Genomic DNA, 22,359 nt, shown 5'->3' with positions numbered 1-22,359 from the left:
CAAAGCATGCATAAACAAACCATCATTGATTTTAAAGAGCTTGGTTTGCGCCACCTTTTCACCAAGCCCATAAAGGAATTAAAAACCAGAGACCTCGACCAAGTAGAGGCACTTCTTAAAGAAGTGGAAACTTACCAGGAGGCTGGTTTTTATGCTGTCGGCTATGTCAGCTATGAGGCTGCTCCTGCTTTTGAGAAGAAGTTTGCTGTCCATCCAGCACCTCTTATGGGAGAGTATCTGCTCTATTTTACTATCCACGAGGAGGTCGAAACTCTTCCTTTTCCAGAGGACTATGAGGCTGTGGAGCTTCCAGCCAATTGGAAGGAAGAGGTAGAGGCGCCTGCTTATCAAAAAGCCATCGAGACCATCCATCACCATATTCGCCAGGGAGATACCTACCAGGTCAACTACACTGTCCAGCTTTCTCAAGAGCTAAAGTCTGACCCTTTGGCCATCTACAACCGCTTAGTGGTAGAGCAGAAGGCCCATTACAATGCCTTCTTCCAGCACGATGATGTCTCCATCCTCTCCATCAGTCCTGAGCTCTTTTTTGAGCAAGACGACCGGCTTCTGACCACGCGCCCCATGAAGGGAACGACTCGTCGCGGTCTCACCAACCAAGCCGACCTCAAGGAAGCCGCTTGGCTAGAAGCTGATCCCAAAAATCGAGCAGAAAACATGATGATTGTCGATCTCCTCCGCAATGACATGAACCGGATTTCGGAAATTGGAAGTGAGCAGGTGACCCGCCTCTGCCAAGTCGAGCAATACTCCACCGTTTGGCAGATGACGTCGACCATTGAAAGTCGCTTGCGACCCGAAGTCGATCTGCTCCAAACCTTCCAGGCCCTCTTTCCTTGTGGCTCGATCACAGGCGCACCGAAGATCTCCACTATGGAAATCATCCAAAAGACAGAGAAGGCTCCTCGAGGTGTCTACTGCGGAACGATCGGCATCCTTCTTCCAAAAGGAAAACGGATTTTCAATGTGGCCATCCGGACCCTTCAAATGCAGGGAAATCAAGCCATCTATGGCGTAGGTGGAGGCATCACCTGGGACAGCAAATGGGAAAGTGAATACCAGGAGACCAAGCAAAAGTCTGCTGTCCTCTACCGACAAGAGCCTCACTTTGAGCTTTTGACGACCGGTCGCATCCATCAAGGAGAACTGACCTTCCTAGAGCAACACCTGTCCCGTTTGAGAGAAGCTAGTCGCTACTTTGCCTATCCTTATGATGAGCCAAAACTCCTGAAAGAACTTCAAGAAAAGCTTGGTCATTTGAAGTCCAACCTTGACTATCGTTGTCGGATTGCCTTACAGAAAAACGGGGCCTTCCAGCTGACCATCACCGAGCTGACAGACTTGCCAGCTAGCTATCTACAGGCCCAACTGACCGAGCAGAAGCTTGATTTAGCGACGCCAGTTACTTATTTCAAAACGAGTCAGAGAGACCATCTCGGCCAGTCAGATCACGAGCAAATTTTCCATCTGCCAGACGGAAGCTTGCTAGAGACGACCATTGGCAATCTCATCCTAGAGATCAAAGGCAAGCTCTATACCCCGCCAGCTCACCTCCCCTTACTCGATGGCATTTATCGGCGCCATCTTCTTGAGACCCAGCAGGTTGAAGAAAAACTCTTGACGCTGAAGGATTTGATAGACGCCGATCGTATCTATGCCTGCAATGCTCTTCGTGGTCTATATGCACTCAATCTTCAAAGAAAGGACTCATAATGAAACTGATTTTTTTACATGGACTAGGGCAGGATGTCCTCTCTTGGCAAGGAGTCCAATATGCCCTTTCACCCTTGCATTCCAAAACTTTTGATATTTTCTCCCATCCAAAAGAAAGTTATCAGGAAGTCAAAGAAAGGTTGATGGAGCGCCTCCAGCAAGAGAGTGAACCCTTTATTCTGGTAGGCCTCTCACTAGGTGGTGTCCTTGCACTTGATCTCTCTGAACAAGACTTTCCACAACTCAAGGGATTGGTCCTTGCAGGAACACAATACAAACTCACCACCAATCCCCTTTATCGGCTCCAGATTCTCCTTTTTCGTCTGCTTCCCAAGCATATCTTTGAAAAGCAAGATGCCAATAAACAACAGATGCTTCAAATCTTGACCGAATTAAAAGGACTCAATCTAACCGATACTGCTAAAGTTTGCTCTCTTCCTAGCTTGGTAATTTGTGGCAGCAAAGATTGGGCCAATCAGTCTTCTTCTAAGAAGTTGGCAAAACTCCTGCCCAAAGGACGCTATCAAGAAATCGCAGACGGAGACCATCTACTCAATACAGAGAAACCCTATGAACTCGCACAAGCCATCAAGGAGTTTGTTGGTGAATTTAAAAATGAAGAGGCTAGCATAAAAAACAGTTCCTCTTAATGTAGATAAAGTACTATTTCATGTTACATAACTTAAAAAATCAAAAAATTTAAAGAATTGTTTATTTTTTAAAGTTACTCATGAATACCTTGAGGCTTCCCGCCGTGAGAAAATTGCCTGAAACACAATTGTTTCAGGCAATCGGGAGTTTTGGAACCTTAGGTCCAAAACTAAGTCATGAAACTTCTTCGAAGTTCGCTGACGTCCGTACTCACCTAAGGAAAGCCTCTAAGAAAACTTATTCTTAAAGTCACGGCTAACTTTTAAAAGGTTAGTCTTTTTTTTAGAAATATTTTAGAATTACTTGATAGTTATTTGAAAAGCAAGCTGTATACTAAGAGTGTAAAGAAAACAACTAGTCATTCGGACGAAGGAGAAAACCATGGAAAAAGTATTAGAAATTTCCCATTTGAGTAAAAAATTTGGTCAACAATACGCCCTTAATGATGTGAATGTGACTATTCGCAAAGGCGATGTCTACGGCCTGATCGGTAAGAACGGGGCTGGGAAAACCACCCTCATCAAGGTCATCACCCAGCTGATTCAAGAAACGGACGGAAGCGTCTCCCTCTTTGCTTCTACGAATCGCTCCCAGTGGACGCAAGCCCTGAAACGTGTCGGATCCGTCATTGAGAGCCCCGTGGCTCACAAGCATATGACTGCCTACCAAAACTTAGTCTACTATTGCAAGGCACGCCATATTCCGAATCCCGACCAGGTCATCAAAGAAACCCTGAACTATGTTGGGCTGAATAATACAGGTAAGAAGAAATTCCGTGATTTTTCACTAGGGATGAAACAACGGTTGGGAATTGCCATCGCGCTCATTGCCAAACCCGACTTCCTCATTCTAGATGAACCCATCAATGGTCTCGACCCAGTCGGAATCAAGGAATTCCGTCAGATGATCAAGCGCCTCAACGATGAACTCGGCATGACCATCCTCATTTCCAGTCACATCCTCTCTGAACTCTATCTGGTTGCCAATCGTTTTGGCATTGTAGACCAAGGACGCCTAATCAAAGAAATTAGCAAGGCCGAATTCGAGGAGCAAGGCGAAGACTACATCATCCTCAAGACCAGCCAGCTAGCCCTTGCGAGTCAACTGATTCAAGATCAACTCCATCACCGTATCAAAGTCATCGATAAGGATGGAGAAATCCATATTTTCGGACAAACTCACGATATTAAAGTCATTGTCAAAGCTCTCGTTCAAGCAGATATTGATGTGGACGAAATCTACTATGCCCGCCAAGATTTGGAGAAATTCTTTACAGACTTGGTAGATTAGTCAAACCACCGTCTTGTATTACTTATCCCACATATTTCATTTAGGAGATTTATCATGTTGCATACCATTCAAGCAGATTTTTATAGACTTTTTCGCTCCAAAGGTTTTTGGATTACAGAAGCCATTCTCGTTCTCAACATCCTGTCTGGAGTCATTTTTGGTGCTACCGGTCACGTCGGTGTCAATACGGAATCCAAATTACCCCAAGCGACAGAAGTTTGGACGGGCTTTAAAGCCTTGACCAACTACTCCGCTAGCATCAGTGTGACCATTCTCTTTACCATTATTGTCATCACCTTGGTCCTGGGAACAGACTTAACACAAAACTTATACAAGAACAGTCTGGCCTACGGCGTTTCGCGCACCAGCTACTACTTTGCCAAAAGTGCAGTTGTCCTGACCATTGCTCTATTCCAATTTCTTGTTTCTTATGGTCTCGTCTTCTTGCTCGCGACCCTCTACAATGGAATGGGTACCATGCCAGAGCACTTCCTTGCTCATTTTGGTCTAACCGTGCTGATTCAGTTCCTTTCCACCTTGGCTTGGGTCAGCATCATTTCCTTCCTTCTTTATGCTAGCCAATCCATCACCTTGGCCTTCGTTGGCTACTTCATTGGAAATATCTTCTTAAGCCTTCCTGCGCTCTTCTTTAAAGATATTGATCTTCTCCACTATCTAAACTTGGAATTCCAATATTCCATGGTCCAAAGTACGACAGCAACAAATAACACCCTCTCGATCGCCCTTGGTTTCATCCTTGTTTTCGGCTTCCTAGGACTCGCTACTTTCAAGCACAAAGATTTATAACAATAAGGCTTGAGCAGTGCTCAAGCCTTTTTTCTTAGTGTAATGGTTAAGATAAACCAGTCTGCCTCCGTTGCCAGTTGCAAGTCACCACCTAAGATCTCTACAAAATTCTGAATGATGTAGAGACCCAAGCCAGAAGACTCTTCTGTATCCGATAGATTTTCTGAGTAGAAGCGACTAGCCAGTTGGTCTAAGTGCTGAATCGGTTGTTGCACAATATTACGTAGCTCGACCCGAATCGTGTCCGCATCCGACATCAAGGTCAGACGGGCCTGCTCCTTCCCATGCTTGAGGACATTGCTGAGCATATTTTGCAAGAGGCGCTCCCAAAGCTCCGGATCGGTAGCATAATGGAGATGCTCTTCTAGCTCTACCTCTAGTGCGATCCCCGCCTCAGACAAGCTATCATAATACTGGAACAACTGCTGGGTCAGCACTTGGCTGAGATCGACATCTGAAATCCGAGGTTGAATAGCTCCCTCCATCAAGCGTCTGTATTCCAAGAGAGACTCTAGGCGTTTTGAGACGACTTGAAGATTGGAAGCAATTTTCTTCAGCTTTTCCTCTTCTTGCGTTCCTCCTTTGATGATTTGTTGAGTATAGCCCGAAGCAATGGTCAAAGGTGTCCGAATATCGTGAGCAATATTACTGATGGCCATATCCAAGGTTTTCTTCTCTTGAAAGGCAATCCGATTGGTCCGCTCGATCTGATCAAAGAGATCACTAACCTGCTTGGTCAAGGCAACCAATTCTTTTTTTGAGACCTGAGAGGTCAACCGTACCCCACTCCCATTTTGGAGCTTCTTTTGAATTTGCTCTTGCAAATCTTTGAGAGCAGAGAGTAGGCGAAGGTAACCCAGTCCAATGAGAAGGACAAGGACGACTAGAACTAGAACCAATCCCCACATTACTGGTCTCCTTTCAAGCGAACTCCCAAGCCCCAGACGGTTTCAATATAGTCCTCATTAGGATCGAGCTGAGCAATTTTCTTTCGGAGGTTGCTCAACTGGGCATTGAGCGTATTGTCTCCAGGCAGATAAACTTCTTCCCAGACCGCTTCATACAACTCTTCTTTGGTAAAAATCTTCTTTGGATGCGCCAGTAAGGTCTCAAAAATTTGAAATTCTTTTTTGCCCAAGCGAAGCGTCTGTTCTCCAGACTCCAGTTCAAAGGTTTCTGGGTTCAGGACCAGATTTTTAAAAGTCAGCTTTTTCGATGATGGAGGTTCCTGTGCCGGAGTGTTGTTATTTCTCAGCTGCACCGTTACCCGAGCTGCCACCTCATCCAGATTAAAGGGCTTGACGATATAATCATTGGCACCTGCAAGGAGATACTGGCTAATGAGGTGTTTATCTCCAAGAGCGGTCATCATGATGACCGGCACCTGACTCTGCAAACGGATCTCCTCCAGAACCTGATCCCCATTCTTTCCTGGAAGCATGATATCCAGAAGGACCAAATCAACAGCTTCTTGCTGGAAGAGCCGTAGCCCTTCTGTACCTGAAAAAGCCTGAAGCACCTCATGGCCTTCACTTAAGAGACTGTATAAAATTTCTTGGATATCATTATTATCCTCGATTAATAAAATCCGTGCCACTTGCCTCGCTCCTTTTTCATTTAAACTCCAAATCATTTCTATTTCTCTAGCCTATCAAATAAAGGGACCTTCGTCAATGAAAATCTGATAAAATTCTATTGTCCCCAGGTAGATCTGCATGTTAGGTCATCACAAGATGAACTTGACGATCCTTTCTTTCAAAGGGTATAATAGGACCAATGACACAATAGGGAGACTCATCTATGAAAAATCATGCTAAAACTAAAATCAGTCTTGTATCCATCCTTGTCATCCTGGGCGTTGCTGCAAGAATGATGCGAGTCATCCACCGCCAGCAAATCAGGGAGCAAAACAGACAAACCATTCAAACGACTAAAAAGGTTGCAGAGTTTCAGAAAACACTAGACGAGGAAGAAACGAAGAAACGGAACGAAACCTTCAACAAGATTTATAATGAATCCCTTGTTCGGAATAAGTTTGAGAATTGGCAAAAAGTCGATGAACTCCATGGTTTGGGACAAAGAACTGGGCAATTTTATATCTATAACTTTGAAAAAAAAGAAGAGATTCTCTTAGAGAATACTGATCAAGCATTTGTTCTACCTATTCGAGACAAGAGTGACAACGTCACATTTCAGGCTATCTTTGCCCACAAGGACGGTCAGTGGCACATCATGAAGCCAGACGGAAGTTCACAGTTGCAACTAGGAGCAGCCAACATTTCCGCTGAATCTAAGTTTGTCATCGAGAACAATGTCTTAGATTACGACCAGTAAATCCGTAAGGACTTGGCTAAACTACATACAAAAAGCTTAGGAACCCAGCTTGTGAGTGGGATTCTAAGCTTTTTCGTTTATAGGAGAGAGTCGGCCAGCAAGTACCGAAAACTTTTATTCAACAGAAGCCCCATTGGTCGCAATGACGTCTTTGTACCAATAGAAGGATTTCTTACGTGAGCGATCCAAGCTTCCCTTGCCTTCATTGTCCCGATCGACATAGATAAAACCGTAGCGCTTCTTCATTTCTCCTGTCCCGGCAGAGACCAGGTCGATACAGCCCCAAGTCGTATAGCCCCAGAGGACAACGCCATCTTCATGGATAGCCTCCCGCATAGCCTTGATGTGAGCTGCTAGGTAGTTAATCCGGTAGTCATCTTCAATCTCCCCGGCTTCATTTGGGGTATCAACGGCGCCTAGTCCATTTTCCACGATAAAGAGAGGTTTTTGATAGCGATCCCAGATGGTGTTGAGCGTAATGCGAAGACCAAGAGGGTCAATCTGCCAACCCCATTCCGAGCTTTCTAGATAGGGGTTCTTCAAAGAGGCAAAGATATTGCCCGCTGTTTTCTCCCTTTCAGCTGGATCCCCTGAAGCGACCCGACTAGCATAGTAGGAGAAGGAAATAAAGTCCACCGTATGGTCTTTCAACAATTGCAGATCTTGCTCCGTCATCTCAACCGTAATTCCCTGACGCTCCCACTCTTTCTTAGCATAGTTTGGGTATTCCCCACGCGCCTGCACATCGATGAAGAAATAGTTCTTGCGGTCTTCTTCTAGACCAGCCCAGACATCTCGCGGAGCACAGGTATGGGGATAGTTTTGTCCTGCTGCCAGCATACAGCCAACCTTGTTGTTCGGATCAATCTCATGGGCTAGCTTGGTGGCAATGGCTGAAGCGACCAACTCATGGTGAGCTGCCTGGTATTTGACTTGCTCCTCATTCTCCCCTTCTTCAAAGCAAAGGCCCGCCCCCATAAAAGGCGCATGGAGGATCATATTGATTTCATTAAAGGTCAGCCAGTAGTTGACCAAGCCTTTGTAACGAGTGAAGAGCGTTCGGCAGAGGCGTTCGTAGTATTCCAACATCTTGCGACTACGCCAGCCACCGTACTCAGTAATCAAATGCATGGGGCAGTCAAAGTGGGTAATGGTCACCAAGGGCTCAATGCCATACTTGTGGCACTCCTTAAAGAGGTCTTCATAGAACTGTAAACCCGCTTCATTTGGCTCCAATTCATCCCCTTTCGGGAAGATCCGAGACCAGGCAATGGACAAGCGATAGGTTTTAAAGCCCATTTCCCCAAAGAGGGAAATGTCTTCCTTGTAGCGATGGTACATATCAATGCCATCTTTAGCCGGGTAAAAATAGCCCTCTTCAAAGTCGAACATCTTTTTCTGACCCGTAATAATCGCATGACGATCAGGCCCAATCGGTACCACATCCACATTAGCCAAGCCACGGCCATCTTCATTATAAGCTCCCTCACACTGGTTAGCAGCCGTCGCTCCACCCCAAAGGAAACCATCTGGAAATTGAAGTTTGTCGGTCATTTCTCTACCTCACTTGATTTGATAGTTCTATTATACTCTTCTCTCTCCAAAAAATCTTACAAGATCCTATGAAAAACTGAACCTATTCTAAGGTAACTATCGCTTTTATGCAACACAAAAAGACCGGATGACTCCGATCTTTTAATAGTTCATATTCTGTTTTAAGAATAATTATAATTATGGTTAACTTCAAATGACTAAGCATCCTATTTCATACGATAAAAATCAATCACTAGACCAGCAGGGCCTTCAACTAGCAAGCTTTCGGTTCCCCAATCGGTTACAACTGGGCCGTTTAAAACCTGGATACCAAGTTCTTTCAACCGTTTGTAGTTCTGGTCTACATTCTCAACCTCTACATGAAGAATGATTCCTGACTGAAAATTTTCCAAAGGAACCAAATGATTCTCTGACAACATGAGACAGTGACTGCCAATCGTGAATTGAGCAAAACCATCATCAACATAGTCTGCCTTTTTATCCAAGATACTCTCTAATTCAGCACAGACTTGAGGAACATTTGAAACGATGATATCTATTTGATTTAAATTCATTTACTATCTCCATAAAAAGACCGGATTACTCCGATCTTTTTAATTTCCATGAGAGAAATTATTTAATTGCGCGTGATTGCAATCCTTCTTCTTCCAAGAAGAGACGGAATGGTACAAGCTCTTCAGCTTCGTATTTTTCCTTGAAGGCTTTGATGGCTTCTTCTGAGTGTTGTTTTGGATCCAACTCAAGTACTTCTACTGGAAGTGGACGATGTGGAGTGATGTGAGCATCGATAACAACAGTTTTACCTTCTTTGTTCAATTTAACAGCTTCTGCAACAACTGCATCGATGTCTTCGATACGGTCAACTGTAAATCCTACAGCACCTTGCGCTTCAGCGATTTTCGCATAGTCAGCATTAGGGAAGTCACAACCAAACAAGTGTTTGTTTGTGTCTTCGTATTTGTCCTTGATGAAGGCATATTTACCATTTGAGAAGACAACGTTGATAACTGGAAGGTCGTATTGAACGTTGGTGATAACGTCTGGGTAGCACATGTTGAATGCACCGTCACCCATGATGTTCCATACTTGGCGATCTGGATTGTCTTTCTTAGCAGCGATACCACCAGGAAGGGCAATACCCATTGTCGCAAAGAGTGGAGATGTACGCCACATGTTCTTAGGTGTCATGTGAAGGTGACGAGTAGATGTTTGAGTAGTGTCACCTACGTCGATTGAGTAGATAGCGTCTTGATCAGCATGTTTGTTGATTGCATTGTAAACTTGATACAATTGCAATTCACCCTCAGTTTTACCTTCGAGTTTGTTCATGTAATCACGCCAGTTTTGGTTGTTCTTCACGTTTGCACGCCACCACGGAGTAGACTCAACTGGGTTTACTTTATCAAGGATAGCTTTAGCTGCTTGACCTGCATCACCAAGGATAGAAGCGTCAAGAGCATGGCGTTTACCAAGTTTGTAAGGGTCGATATCCACTTGGATGAATTTTTCAGTGTTTTTGAAGGCTTCGTATACTTCAGCAAATGGGAAGTTTGAACCAAGGAAAAGAACTGTATCTGCTTCAAAGACCACTTCGTTGGCTGGTTTCCAACCAACACGGTAAGCAGAACCTGTCAATCCTTCGTAGTTCCATTCAAAGGCTTCAAAGTTTTTACCAGTTGTAATGATTGGTGCTTTGATTTTACGTGACAATTCAGTGATCACTTCACCAGCTTTAACACCACCGTAACCAGCATAGATAACTGGACGTTCAGCATTGTTCAAGATTTCAACAGCTTTGTCAATTTCAACTTCGTTCAAAGCAGGAGCGATGAATGAACGCTCATATGAACCTGATCCATAGTATGAGTTTTCGTCGATTTCTTGGAAACCGAAGTTTACTGGGATTTCAACAACAGCTGGGCCTTTTTTAGAAACGGCAGCACGGCAAGCTTCGTCAATAACTTTTGGCAATTGCTCAGCGTAAGCTACACGTTTGTTGTAAACAGCGATACCGTTGTACATTGGGTTTTGGTTCAATTCTTGGAAGGCATCCATGTTCAATTCGTTAACTGGACGTGATCCAAGGATAGCAAGGAATGGAGTGTTATCCATAGCTGCATCGTAAACACCGTTGATCAAGTGAGTTGCACCAGGTCCACCTGAACCAACTGCAACACCGATAGATCCGCCAAATTTAGCTTGCATAACCGCTGCAAGAGCACCTGTTTCTTCGTGGCGAACTTGCAAGAAACGGATATCTTTGTCTTCAGCCAAAGCGTCCATCAATGAGCTAAGTGTTCCTGATGGGATTCCGTAGATAGTGTCTACACCCCATGTTTTCAATACGTTGAGCATTGCTGCAGATGCAGTAATTTTCCCTTGAGTCATTCTAACTCTCCTTTAAATCTATTTTGATCCTTTAAAAATGTAGCATAGCGCTTCTACTCCATCTTTGCGATCAGGTTTCGTTTTGAATTTGAAAATGAGTTTTTTCTGACATTTCTCATGAAAACGATTTACAAAACGATTACAGTATTAATTTATCACAAAGAGATTCACATGTATAAGAATCTGCTCAGAGATGCTCAATCCCTATTACATAACAGATGCTCTTTTTTGAGAAAATTTCACAAACTATAGTAGAATAGGATATTTTATTATAATTTGCATGCACTTCTAAGACTTGTAGCTGTAGGAAATCGAACAAAAAGAGGCTGGGACAAAAGTCCTAGCCTCTTAATTGTTTTTGAATTGTCGAGCAAGACGCAGTGGTTGAGTGGGTTCTACTACGCTGATTTCATCAGCTTTTAAAGCCCTACTCAACTGTGCGGAGGTGAGACGACGAAATCGAATTCTAACGAATGACCGATTTCTGTCCCACTCTCTTTTTATTTCATTTAATCAATTTTCGCAACATTGAGAAGCAGCGAGCTAGTCAAAACAGACAAAGAACTAAGGGCCATAGCAAGACCTGCTAGTTCTGGATTGAGGGTCAATCCCAGTCCTACAAAGACTCCAGCAGCAATTGGAATCCCAAGGATATTGTAGATAGAGGCCCAGAAGAGATTGAGTAAGATCCTGCGGAAGGTCTTTTGACTCATGTCAAAGGCGCGCACAACGCCAAGCAAATCATTTTGCGTGAGCACGATGCCACCGGACTCGATCGCAATATCCGTTCCAGATCCCATAGCGATCCCCACATCCGCGATCGAGAGAGCTGGAGCATCATTGATCCCATCTCCAACAAACGCGACCTTGCTATCTTCTTGCAGTTTTTGGATGGCGCTAGCTTTTTCTTGAGGAAGGACATCAGCAATGACGGTGTCAATTCCCACTTGCTTAGCAATAGCTTGGGCCACCCGTTCATTATCCCCCGTTAACATGACCGTTTTCAAGCCCCGTTCTTTGAGCTTTTTGATAGCTTCTTTTGAGCTGGCCTTCGGAGCATCTTGAATGGCAATCAAGCCAATCACTTGCCCATCCACAGACAAACTGATCACTGTTTTGGCCTGCTCTTGCAACTCTACCATCCGTTTTTCAAGCTCCGGATCCATCGCTGTCCCGTCATGAAGTTTGCCATTTCCCAAGGTCACCAACTGCTGGTCGATCTGACCTTGGACCCCTTTTCCTTTAATCGCTTGGAAGTTTTCCACAGGGGATAACACCAAACCTTTTTCTTCTGCTTGGGATAACACCGCTTGGGCTAGTGGATGTTCTGAAAAAGTTTCAAGACTAGCAGCCAGTGTCAAGACACGCGCTTCATCTCCTACAACATCGGTTACAAGTGGTTGGCCAATGGTAATGGTCCCTGTCTTATCAAACACAACGGTTTGAATCTTTTGCACTTCTTGAAGAACTGTTCCATTTTTAATCAGAACCCCCATCTTGGCACTACGGCCGGTTCCGACCATCAGGGCTGTTGGGGTTGCTAAACCAAGGGCACAAGGACAGGCAATAATGAGGACAGAGACTGCATAGAGCATGGCCTCTTGAAGCGACGCGCCCAGAAGCACGGACCAAACCCAGAAAGTCGCAATGGCCAAAATCGTCACCACTGGAACAAAGATACCTGAAATCTTATCCGTCAAATCTTGAATAGGAGCACGACTGGATTGGGCCATTTTGACAAAGTCCACAATTTGAGATAAGAGGGTCTCACTACCGACTTTTTCAGCCTTAAAGAGAATGGTCCCATTGCTGTTGATAGTGGAGCCGATCACTGCATCACCAACTGATTTTTCCACAGGCAAGCTTTCACCTGTCACCATCGACTCATCAATGGTCGTACTTCCTTCTACAATCGTCCCATCAACCGCGATCTTTTCCCCAGGACGGACCCGAATCAAGTCATCAATTTGGATATCTTCTGCCGCCACCTCGACATAGTTCCCATCACGAAGAACTTGAGCCGTTTTTGCCTGCAAATCCAACAACTTTTCCACAGCCTCGGAGGCATTGTTACGCATCCGTTCTTCAAAGATTTGCCCTAAGAGGATAAAGAAGATGATAAAACCCGCAGCCTCAAAGTATACTGGCTGACCAGTAAAAAGGGCAAATACACTATAGACATAGGCTACCAGGGTTCCAAGAGCTACCAAGGTATCCATATTGGAATGGTGCTTCTTAAATGAGGCCCAGGCACTCTTGATAAAAGGTACTCCTGCTACCAACATGATCGGCGTTGTCGCTAGAAAAGTCCCCCAGCGACTGACTGGATGGGAGACAAATCCTGCCCACATCCCAATCATCAAGATCAATAAAGGAAGGGTAAAGATACTAGTAATCCAAAAGCGATCCCGTAAACTTAAGACACGACGGCGTTTTTCCACAACCGTGTAGGAACCCTTTTGCATCTTCATTCCACATGAAAACTCAAAGTCCCCTGTTTCTGTCGGGGTAAAGGATATCACCTTATCCACACCGACTTCCAAAGGCTCTAAAATCCCCTGATCTTCAAACAAAATTTCCTTGTAACAGCCGGAAGGATTGACCCGATGGAAGGTGATTTCAGCAGGGATCCCTTTTTGAAGTTGAAATTCCTTTGGACTATAGCCTTTTTCTGCTGTAATACGGATCTTTTGCACTCCGTTTTCCACAACTGCTTTTTGTTTTTCTACCATACCTACTCCTTTATTCCACAATCATGTGACCATGCATCATGTTCATTCCACATGAATACCCATATTCGCCCGCTTTTTCTGGCGTAATTTCAATGACATGTTTTTCACCTAAAGGCAAATCTTCATGAACGCCAAAATCTGGAAAGATCACTTGAGCCAGACATGAAGATGGATCCTTGCGATTAAAGATGATCCGGGCTGGAACATTTTTTTTCAGGACAATGGTTTCAGGCGAATAGCCCCCCATGACTTCGACTTCAATTTCTTGATAACCTGATTTCTGACGAGCGTGGCCGCTTACCTTTTCATGCTCTGCAAAGAACCACCAAGCAATAAAAGCAACCAAAAGTAAACAAACAATACTAATTAACAATCCAAACATGGAATTTCCTTCTTTCTATTACATACAATTGCAGCGGACTGTTTCGACAGCCTCTGCTTTCTTTTCTTCCAGGACCTGCTGCAGCTGATTAAGATCTGCAAGCGTAAAGTCACTCGCCTGAATCAAGTTTTCAAGCACCTGGACAATTCTTTTTGAGCAAACCTTGTCTTTCACATCCTCAACCACCAAGTCTAAACTCTGGTCCTGCTTCAACAAAGCCGAGTAGACAAAGGCTTTGCCTGATTTTTCTCTGGTCAGACAGCCTTTCTCCACCAAGCGCGTCAAGAGGGTCTTGATGGTCGACTTTGACCAATCAAAGCGCTCGGACAAGACGACGATCAAATCCGTGCTGGTCTGCTTACCTTCCATCCAGATAATCTTCATGATGCGCCATTCCGCATTAGAAATTTGCATGGTTTCTCCTTTCAAAATCTACATTTGTAAACCTTATGATGCTATTTTACCTCTAAGATTTACATTTGTCAACCAAAAGTTTTAAAAAAAAAAAAAAAATCTTCCTTTGAAGATTTGTCTGGTTGGGATTTTTGCTATATCATTCGTATCTCTTCTACATGGAATTTAGAAGGGATTTTCGGAAGATTCTTGAAGTGAATACAAATATAATTATTTCAAAATGGGACAAATTATGATATAAGTTTATTAATGGAAATTATGGAGATAATCCAGGTGATGCTCAGATGATTCAAGACGGAATTAACGACTACAAGGAGAGGTACAAATGAGCATGAAGAAAAAATCGAATTGGAATTTAGGTTGTAGTTTAGTACTTGTTGTAGTCCTAGCAGCTAGTTTTCTGTTTTATCTATGGGCACAAAAGCTTGGTAAATATACTCTGCAGCCAGGAGAGTCGGTAAACTTCACAGTAAACCCTCGGATACAAGATGTAGAATACTACTCAGAATTAATCTTGAAAAAAAAGATACTAATAGTCTTAAATTATCAGGTTCAGGAGTTTGGTTTGAGATGCATGGCGATATTTTTTATGATGTTGAAGGGCAAAAACTTGTTCGAAACCATCATTCAGAAGATACTGATGAAGAGTTGCCCAATAATCAAAAAGGTATCCATTTAGTTCATGATGGAATTGTTGTCAGTTACCAGGGGGAAAAAGTTTTTAATGTAACCAATAACAAGCACTATACAATAACCATCACCAATGTAGACGACAAGCCAGCTAACTTTGAAGCGCGAGTGGTGGATCGGTAAACTTGAGAGGCCGTAATATGCCCGAAGAATAGATGCGTGAGAGAAGAATGATGAAGAAAAAAAGACTACTACTTATTTCAATTTTTATAGCCTTGTGTTTATCTTTTGGTGGCTTTCAGTACTATAAGCATCAGCGGATTCACAATATTTTTGATGAAATATATTATGAGAAGAGTGATTACCAGAATATTGAATTTTTATGGCGTAAAAGTGTATTTAATAATTTAAATGATGTCCATATTACGGATAATGATTCAAAGGATGTTTATAAACATAGTGTTGAATACACAGCATCATCCTTGCCTAGAAACATTGGGAAATTAGGTTATCAATTTTATTTTTCGAATTATAGAGCACCTGAAGTTTTTATTTTTATGAGAATAAAACTCCCTGAGACAAAAAATACAATAAATGTAAGTTATACATATAGTGTAACAAATAAAAAAATGGAACGCTATATGTGGTATCACGATGAGAATAGCGTGAGATATTATCGCAAGTCTCAAGTGGAAGCATTTCTGGCGAAGCATGGAAAGACTGTTGAAGACATTCGTAAGGAAGCAGATGACGTACTCCGTAATAAAGTCCTGAAAGATTGGACCTCCATCTACTCCAGCCGCTTTAGCACTAAAAATTGGGGCGATGTGACCGTCAAGGATACTTGGAGAGATGATTTATCGAAGAACTAGAAAATAAGTTATTTCTTTCATAACAGAAAAAGCGAGCTTTGTCATGAAGCTCGCTTATTTGTATGCATAAAAAATTGGGTTAACTCTAATTATAGACAAGCCAAAAACCATGTAAACCATGGCTTTTACTGTTAACACTAGTTGCCCGCTACAGACGCTATCCCTATACTATCTCCTGCAGAGCTTGGGCTAGGATGCGATACCCAGCCACACTTAGATGGAGGCCATCTGTCGTATAGGCTTCTGCTAACTGCCCCACTTCATCCAATAAAGACGAATACACATCGACATAGCTGACCTGGTGGTAGGCTTGTGCCAATTCTTGATAAGCCTGATTGAGGGCTTGAATTTTTTCATTGGTCCGCACATAGACCTTTTGTTTGTACCACTCTTCTTGACTCACCGGTAGAACCGAGATCAGGTTGATGTGGGTCAGCGGAAAATCTCTCATAATTGCTTGTAAGACCGTTTCTACGTTGTCCAAGGTTTCCTTTTGAGGAATTTCTTTTCCGATATCATTGGTCCCGATCAAGAGAAAGATCTGATCCACCGCCGTTCCAAAGACATGGGCGTCTAGATGCTTACGAAGGAGATCCGTCTTATAGCCTCGTACACCTCGATTGACCATGTGTTTGGGACTTTGTAATAGTTCATGAATAGGAAAATACTCCATGATAGAATCCCCGACAAAGATCAAACCAGGCTCTTTCAGAGGGGCTTGATTGAGCTCCCGATAGGTTGTTAAAATTTTCTCCTGCTCCTTTAAGAGCCAGTCTTCTAAAAGTTGTACCGCCATCTACTTCTTTCCTTTCACTTGTTCCCAGGGGGTCAATCCTAGATACTCTTCGATCACTTGGTAGACACCACCTTCTTGATGGCTCGGTGCTAGGTGTTTGGCAACAGCCTTGACAGCTTCTTCTGCATTGGCCACCGCATAGGAGTGAGCTGCCATTTCAAGCATTTCGATGTCGTTTCCGCTATCCCCAAAGGCCATGACCTGACTAGCATCGAGCTGCCATTTCTCCATTAATTGAGCCAGTCCCCAAGCCTTGTGAATACCTGCTTGTAAGAGATCCATGCTCCCAAAACCGCTCGAAACCGCCATGAGCTGATCTCCAAAAGCCTGTTGGACTTCCTGACTCACTTGATCAAGACGATCCAAGCCAACCACCAAGCTCATTTTAAGCACCTGGTCAAACAAATCGGCTGTCAATTCCGGAACAAACTTCATTCGCTTGTACAAGGCTTCAATCACCTCCGGCTGCATGAATTTTTCAACTTCCGTAAAGACCGTTCCTTCCTTGACAAAGCCACCATTGACAGCTGATACAACCAACTGATCTGAAATTTCCCGGCCCTTAAAATAAGCAAGGACCGCCTCCACCAATTCCCGATCCCAGAATTTTCCTAGAACCATCTGATCATCCTCAAAAATCCGAGCTCCGTTGGCGACGACCAGGGTCACCCGCTTGACCAAGGGACCCAAGAGCTGGCGCATGTGATGGATTTCATTTCCCGTCGCAATGACAAAGCGAATCCCTTTTTGATCCAAGTGGTCCAACAGCCTTTCCAGACGCGGAAGGTCCACCTCTCCTCGTTCATCTAATAAGGTTCCATCCATATCTGTTGCAATCAACTTAATCATACAATCTAACCTTTTCCCTTTCATAGGGTGCAAACTATCTGTTCCCATTATACCACAGATCAAGTAAGTCAAAACCACCCGTGAAAACAGGTGGTTTACTTTTAGTCTGAAAGTTGCTACTAAAGACCAAGTGATATCATAAATATAATCCCTTTTCTACACTTTCCTGAACCAACTCTTCCGTCAGTTTCCATAACTCTTTGGACTCACTTTTTATAAATTTTTTCTTTTCTAATACCATCTCTGAACGGATATGATCGGGATTGTAGTTTACTTCTGATGCTTCCAAATGATTGATCAGTGGTACCAATGCATCAATCACTCTTGCATATCTTGCCTCAGGACTCTGCCCTTTTTCAAACTCCAACCACGAATTTTTCATATTCAAATAGGTTGCTTCTGGAAGGAGGCTCATTGTTTTTTCTATAGATGCTAACTCTCTATCATGAGAATGAACCTTTTTTTCATCATCAAACACCCAAGTATCTCCAGCATAAATCTCACCTAAATCATGAATCAATAACAGAAACATGACCTTTTCCATATTCAATTTTTCGGGGTAATAATCTTGCAGAACCATCGCAGCTATCGCACCCTGCCAGGAATGCTCGGCACTATTTTCGAACCGTCCATCAAGGGTTCTATTAAACCTTGTTACTGACTTTAATTTCTCGATTTCTTTAATAAATTCAACTGTCTGATTCAAATCACTCATGGCGACTCCAACCTCCCTATTCGAAATTATGACTATCATACCAAAAATCAGGGTTTCCATAAATGAATTCCCGTATTTGCAAAAAGATAATGCCCCTCTTTTTCTAATTCCGAGAATTGATTTGAAATGAAAAAGAATGCTGATAAATCAACATTCTTTTTAAGTATTATTTGCAAAAAACAAGATATTTTGTCTGTTTAGCTACCAAAAAGATACCATATCTGCTTATTTTTTCTTACAATTTTTTTGATGTGCTTTTAATTTCTTCATCGCCCAATCATAATGACTTGAAGTAGCGCTTACAAAATACGAACCAAGTACACTTCCTCCTACCCACTTATAGACATCTTTTGAAAACAATTCTTCGTTTGTAAATCTCTCAGCTAATTCTAAAACATCTTTATGGGATTTATGAAACATTTCTTTTGCATCTTCAAGAGAAGTATTTTGATGTTTTTTCCAAAACTCGACATTCATATCTCCATAAGTTTTCCAATTATATGGAGCTGGAATAAAAGGTTTTGCCACTCCCTTTAAATTTGTATCTACCCAATTCAAAAGAAGTTGGTGCCATTCATATAAATGAATCAAAATATCTCTTAAATTTTTGTCTCTTTTCCAATGAGCCTCTTTCTTTTTTTCATCACTTGAAAAGTCAAGAGGTGTGTTTAATTCTTCGTCAGATAGCTTAGCAATTAATACGTTCAACTTATCATAGTTTTCTTTCGCTGCAATCATTAAATCTTCTTTTGTTCTTGGTCTTGGCATAATATTTCCTCCTACTTTACGCTATATCTCAATATGGTTTTTAAGCTTTAGTTATCGGAATCCAAAGTTCCATTTTGTAGTCTTTGCTGTGCATATCACCTTCATAGTAATATTCAAAGTCAGATTTTCCTGAATGAATATAGCCATGCTCAGGGAAGAATACTTCCATTGCATATTTCCACCCGTTATGAATGCACTCCGGAACACTTCCTACTAATTCTACAACTGCATACTCTGCTTCTTCCACTTCCAAAACATCTAAGCCCATACTTGTGGCTTTATCTACATCATTAACGATATAACCAGCCATATAGTTTATTGTGCTTGGGTTTTCCACATCATGGCAAACGCCAACACTTTGACCGCTTCCCAAACTTGCAAGTTCATCGTGGCTATATTTTTCATATAGCTCATCCCAAATACTCGGACATAATGATGAATTGATGTTTTGTTCATTGATTCCTGCAACTGTAAATGCTTGTTTCTTTTGAATTGTAATGTTCATGCTTCTTCCTCCTCTTACACTTAGTGCTAATTGCACCCGTGAAACTAATTTAAATGGTTTCCCGTTTCTCACCTCTGAAGGAGTAAATCCATGAAAATTCTTAAAAGCTGTTCCAAATGAATCCGATGACTCGTATCCGAATTTGAAAGCAACATCAATAATCTTTTCATCCGTATCTCTTAATATAACGGCTGCTTCCGTTAATCTTCTACTTCTTAAATATTCTGAGAGCGTTGTTTCAGTCAGAATAGAAAACAAGCGACTGAACATTGAATACGAATATCCTGATAACTGAGTTACTTTCTTTTCATCAATCTCATCATCAAGAACTGTTTCAAGGTAATCAATCGTATTGTTAAACGACTTGATAATATTCATTTCGATTCCTCCTTTCTTTCGGTTTATTTTAGTATAGAGGAAGATTTCTTTTCTTACCCTACAATATCCGTACAAGTTTTGTAGGTTTCATTTCATAGAAATTTATACCTTGCTAAATTCAACAAATTCAAATAACACTTTTGTTTTATCAATAAATCCATCGAAAGGTCCAAATAATGGCAATCAACACTGCTGGAAGGAGGTTTGCGACCTTGATTCGTTTGCCCCAGATGAGGTTGATCCCGACACAGAGAATAAGGCTGGAGCCGACCAGTGAGAGATTCGACAGCGCTTGTGGGGTCATGATCGGTGCGATCAAATGGGCCAACAGCGTAATCGTACCCTGAAAGATCACGAGTGGGACCACCGCAAAGATGGCACCCTTTCCTTTCGAAACAGTCAAGACCAGAACAATGACCATATCCAGAATAGCCTTGGCCAACAAGGTCGAAGTGTCCCCTGTCAAGCCATCCTGGACAGCTCCGACTACCGCCATAGCCCCGATACAAATGGTCAAGGCCGTGGTCATAAAGGCATCAACAAAGCTGGAATCGCCTTGGTTGCCCGTCTTTTCCTTCAGCCAGGTTCCCAGGCGCTCAAACCCCTCCTCAATCTTCAAGAGTTCCCCGATTACGGTCCCGATTACTAGACTCAGAATCAACATCATACTGCCGTGACTCTCCACATGACTTCCATGCACCACCAGCATCTTTTCCAAGGTCCCTGCAATACCCAAGACAAAAACAGCAACTCCTGTCACTTTCAGAAGGGTCTCATGAAAATCTTCTGATAAACGTTGACCGATGAGCAGTCCTAAAAGCCCACCAAATACAACTCCTAAGGCATTATAAAAGGTCCCTAAACCGATCATTTACAAACTCCTTCGTGCATTTTTCATTCTTTTTCAATTTCTTTCAAAGACCAGTGTCCCGTCTCTTCATACTGGTCAATCAAGTCCTTGGCTGTTTGCGTAATCAACTCTGGATAATGCAAGCTTTCTAGAGTATTGACCGCATTTTTGGTCACCGCTGACCCTGGCTTGATCTGGTAGTCAAAGACGATCTTGCCATCCACATAGCGACTGTCAAAATGGTAATTATCATTGACTTCACCGGAGGCTGCGACCAGCTCAATATCATGGCTGGAAATCATGTAGAGACAGTTTTGGGCAGCCAACCAGCGGACAATTCCAAGGCCTGATCCGATCCGCTCGATGGTATTGGTCCCCTTAAAGAGCTCGTCAATAAAGAAGTAGTGAAAACCAGGCTTTTTCAGATGCTGAATCATACGCAAAATAGCTTTGCTCTCCGTGATAAAGTAGCTATCTCCAACTTCAATATCATCGCTTACATCCATAGCCGTTAGGACATGACCGTAAGGCAGGGCCAAGCTTTCTCCATAGGCAAGGCCCAGCCCTTGAGCCAGAATAGCATTGATAGCGACGGTCTTCAAATAGGTCGATTTCCCAGACGCATTGTCCCCACTGATGACCATATTTTTTTGAAAATGCACATCATTTGCAATCGGATTAGACAGCAAGGGATGATAGAGCGTCTCGCCTTCAATCCCACCCGTCTCTGTAAAGACTGGCTGACAGACCACTTCTAGATCCCGCTTATGGCGCAAGAGACTAATAGCGACTTCCATCTCCCCTAGCAGATCCAGAAGCTTCTGGGCCTCTTTTTGATAAGCCTTCACCTGATTGTAAATATAAACCTGAGCGATCTGCGGGAGTAAAAAGAGGACATTGAGGTAGAGGAGAATAATTTCCATCTCAGAGGTCCCCGTTGGACTCTGCAAGACACTGGCAAGGATCCGCGTTTTCTTAAAGGGTTTGACTGCCTGCTTGAGCTCTTCTTGTTGTGGCAAGGCTAGATGGCTCAAGCGTTCTGCCGAAGCAAAGATGCGGACCAGGTAGCTAACATTGTCCAGACGGATTTTATTGGACCAATTGCGCAAACTTGAAAAGACGATATTAAAGACCACACTGATCACCAAGAGGGTAATCGCCCCAACCGGCTCAAAGGGGATGGCAAAGAGACAGAGGATTGGAAGACAGGCCAAGGCTATATAGAGGGGCAAACCTGCATAATGCTTGCCAGGTTTTGCGACAATGCTACGCGCCATATTGTGGTTCTTCTTGCCCAGTTGGTTGAAAATGACCTGAACCTTGAGCCGCAAATCGGGATGCTCTTCAAAGAAGGCTTCTAAGTCATGAAGTTGATCCTGAGGCTGGAATTCCAGCAGGCGCATTTTTTGATAGAGAGCTTCTGCCCCAAGGCTCGATTGGGTGTAATTGAGCTGATCAAAGACTGCGTCCAAAGCCAAGTCATGCCAGGTCTGATCATCCACTTGGCTATCGTTCGTCCTTCCCTTAGCTGGATAAGCCAGACTGTCAATCAAACTTTCTTCCGTGTCTTTCTTGCGAAAGAAAGGCGCTCCATCCCAAGCTTTTTTCAGCTTTTGCGCGAGGCGGATGGCCGTCAGAAATTTGGTTGCCCAAATCACCACCATCAATCCTAGAATCCCAAGCGGAATCCAGTTCACATTTCCTTCCATG

General features: G+C 43.1%; 21 protein-coding genes and 1 pseudogene. 7 read left to right on the top strand and 15 right to left on the bottom strand.

All coding sequences use genetic code 11. The features are described from left to right. The first annotated feature begins 6 nt into the window (after positions 1 to 6). From pabB to AB5Y61_RS01760, 4 genes are all read left to right on the top strand, one after another. The gene (gene pabB, locus AB5Y61_RS01775; protein WP_368402862.1) at positions 7 to 1,734 is read left to right on the top strand and encodes an aminodeoxychorismate synthase component I; all 1,728 of its coding nucleotides are present in this window, start codon (positions 7 to 9) and stop codon (positions 1,732 to 1,734) included. Continuing rightward, complete coding sequence (locus tag AB5Y61_RS01770) at positions 1,734 to 2,384, top strand: alpha/beta fold hydrolase (RefSeq protein WP_368402861.1); 651 nt, start codon at positions 1,734 to 1,736, stop codon at positions 2,382 to 2,384. Before pabB ends, AB5Y61_RS01770 begins: the two co-directional genes overlap by 1 nt. A 382-nt stretch (positions 2,385 to 2,766) precedes the next feature. Then, complete coding sequence (locus tag AB5Y61_RS01765; protein WP_368402860.1) at positions 2,767 to 3,675, top strand: ABC transporter ATP-binding protein; 909 nt, start codon at positions 2,767 to 2,769, stop codon at positions 3,673 to 3,675. Between the two features lie 54 nt (positions 3,676 to 3,729). Then, complete coding sequence (locus AB5Y61_RS01760; protein ID WP_368397645.1) at positions 3,730 to 4,482, top strand: ABC transporter permease; 753 nt, start codon at positions 3,730 to 3,732, stop codon at positions 4,480 to 4,482. Between the two features lie 20 nt (positions 4,483 to 4,502). On the opposite strand, the gene AB5Y61_RS01755 is transcribed toward AB5Y61_RS01760, so the two are convergent. Both AB5Y61_RS01755 and AB5Y61_RS01750 read right to left on the bottom strand, forming a co-directional pair. Next, on the bottom strand, positions 4,503 to 5,390 hold the full coding sequence (locus AB5Y61_RS01755; RefSeq protein ID WP_368402859.1) for a sensor histidine kinase: 888 nt from the start codon (positions 5,388 to 5,390) through the stop codon (positions 4,503 to 4,505). Then, positions 5,390 to 6,079, bottom strand: a complete 690-nt coding sequence (locus tag AB5Y61_RS01750; RefSeq protein WP_368402924.1) for a response regulator transcription factor — start codon at positions 6,077 to 6,079, stop codon at positions 5,390 to 5,392. The genes AB5Y61_RS01755 and AB5Y61_RS01750 overlap by 1 nt, the downstream gene beginning before the upstream one ends. A gap of 203 nt (positions 6,080 to 6,282) precedes the next feature. On the opposite strand from AB5Y61_RS01750, the gene AB5Y61_RS01745 reads away from it, so the two are divergent. Then, the gene (locus AB5Y61_RS01745; RefSeq protein WP_150906533.1) at positions 6,283 to 6,816 is read left to right on the top strand and encodes a hypothetical protein; all 534 of its coding nucleotides are present in this window, start codon (positions 6,283 to 6,285) and stop codon (positions 6,814 to 6,816) included. 114 nt (positions 6,817 to 6,930) lie between these two features. Here AB5Y61_RS01745 and AB5Y61_RS01740 read toward each other — a convergent pair whose 3' ends face one another. The 6 genes from AB5Y61_RS01740 to AB5Y61_RS01715 form a co-directional block, all read right to left on the bottom strand. Further along, positions 6,931 to 8,370 carry a 6-phospho-beta-glucosidase gene (locus AB5Y61_RS01740; protein WP_368402858.1) on the bottom strand — a complete coding sequence of 480 codons (1,440 nt, stop codon included), beginning with the start codon at positions 8,368 to 8,370 and terminating at the stop codon, positions 6,931 to 6,933. Between the two features lie 206 nt (positions 8,371 to 8,576). After that, positions 8,577 to 8,924, bottom strand: a complete 348-nt coding sequence (locus AB5Y61_RS01735) for a VOC family protein (protein WP_368402857.1) — start codon at positions 8,922 to 8,924, stop codon at positions 8,577 to 8,579. 58 nt (positions 8,925 to 8,982) lie between these two features. Next, positions 8,983 to 10,758, bottom strand: a complete 1,776-nt coding sequence (gene spxB, locus AB5Y61_RS01730) for a pyruvate oxidase (RefSeq protein ID WP_006148113.1) — start codon at positions 10,756 to 10,758, stop codon at positions 8,983 to 8,985. A 509-nt stretch (positions 10,759 to 11,267) separates the two neighbouring features. Then, entirely contained in the window at positions 11,268 to 13,490 is a 2,223-nt protein-coding gene (locus AB5Y61_RS01725) for a heavy metal translocating P-type ATPase (RefSeq protein ID WP_368402855.1), read from the bottom strand. A 10-nt stretch (positions 13,491 to 13,500) separates the two neighbouring features. Further along, positions 13,501 to 13,872, bottom strand: a complete 372-nt coding sequence (locus AB5Y61_RS01720) for a cupredoxin domain-containing protein (protein ID WP_009731652.1) — start codon at positions 13,870 to 13,872, stop codon at positions 13,501 to 13,503. 18 nt (positions 13,873 to 13,890) lie between these two features. After that, the gene (locus tag AB5Y61_RS01715) at positions 13,891 to 14,286 is read right to left on the bottom strand and encodes a CopY/TcrY family copper transport repressor (RefSeq protein WP_368402854.1); all 396 of its coding nucleotides are present in this window, start codon (positions 14,284 to 14,286) and stop codon (positions 13,891 to 13,893) included. A gap of 325 nt (positions 14,287 to 14,611) precedes the next feature. Here AB5Y61_RS01715 and AB5Y61_RS01710 point away from each other — a divergent pair. Next, positions 14,612 to 15,099: pseudogene (locus AB5Y61_RS01710) on the top strand (hypothetical protein). 50 nt (positions 15,100 to 15,149) lie between these two features. Beyond that, positions 15,150 to 15,788 (top strand): TipC family immunity protein, encoded by a 639-nt coding sequence (locus AB5Y61_RS01705; protein ID WP_368402852.1) that lies wholly within the window; start codon positions 15,150 to 15,152, stop codon positions 15,786 to 15,788. Positions 15,789 to 15,951: 163 nt separating this feature from the next. On the opposite strand, the gene AB5Y61_RS01700 is transcribed toward AB5Y61_RS01705, so the two are convergent. The 7 genes from AB5Y61_RS01700 to AB5Y61_RS01670 form a co-directional block, all read right to left on the bottom strand. Then, complete coding sequence (locus AB5Y61_RS01700; RefSeq protein ID WP_368402850.1) at positions 15,952 to 16,584, bottom strand: SGNH/GDSL hydrolase family protein; 633 nt, start codon at positions 16,582 to 16,584, stop codon at positions 15,952 to 15,954. Next, positions 16,585 to 17,433, bottom strand: a complete 849-nt coding sequence (locus AB5Y61_RS01695) for a Cof-type HAD-IIB family hydrolase (protein WP_368402849.1) — start codon at positions 17,431 to 17,433, stop codon at positions 16,585 to 16,587. A 136-nt stretch (positions 17,434 to 17,569) separates the two neighbouring features. Then, complete coding sequence (locus AB5Y61_RS01690) at positions 17,570 to 18,148, bottom strand: HD family hydrolase (RefSeq protein WP_368402923.1); 579 nt, start codon at positions 18,146 to 18,148, stop codon at positions 17,570 to 17,572. Positions 18,149 to 18,373: 225 nt separating this feature from the next. Further along, on the bottom strand, positions 18,374 to 18,916 hold the full coding sequence (locus AB5Y61_RS01685) for a ClbS/DfsB family four-helix bundle protein (RefSeq protein WP_368402848.1): 543 nt from the start codon (positions 18,914 to 18,916) through the stop codon (positions 18,374 to 18,376). A 40-nt stretch (positions 18,917 to 18,956) separates the two neighbouring features. Continuing rightward, on the bottom strand, positions 18,957 to 19,799 hold the full coding sequence (locus AB5Y61_RS01680) for an AraC family transcriptional regulator (protein ID WP_368402846.1): 843 nt from the start codon (positions 19,797 to 19,799) through the stop codon (positions 18,957 to 18,959). Positions 19,800 to 19,947: 148 nt separating this feature from the next. After that, a complete protein-coding gene (locus AB5Y61_RS01675; protein WP_368402844.1) occupies positions 19,948 to 20,670 on the bottom strand; it encodes a DUF554 domain-containing protein in 723 nt (240 codons plus the stop codon). A 23-nt stretch (positions 20,671 to 20,693) separates the two neighbouring features. Beyond that, on the bottom strand, positions 20,694 to 22,358 hold the full coding sequence (locus AB5Y61_RS01670) for a MutS-related protein (protein ID WP_368402842.1): 1,665 nt from the start codon (positions 22,356 to 22,358) through the stop codon (positions 20,694 to 20,696). Position 22,359 lies beyond the last annotated feature (1 nt).

Origin of the sequence: Streptococcus parasanguinis (genome assembly GCF_040908565.1) — a bacterium.
GTDB lineage: Bacteria > Bacillota > Bacilli > Lactobacillales > Streptococcaceae > Streptococcus > Streptococcus parasanguinis_AC.
This window is presented reverse-complemented; position numbering and strand designations above follow the sequence as displayed.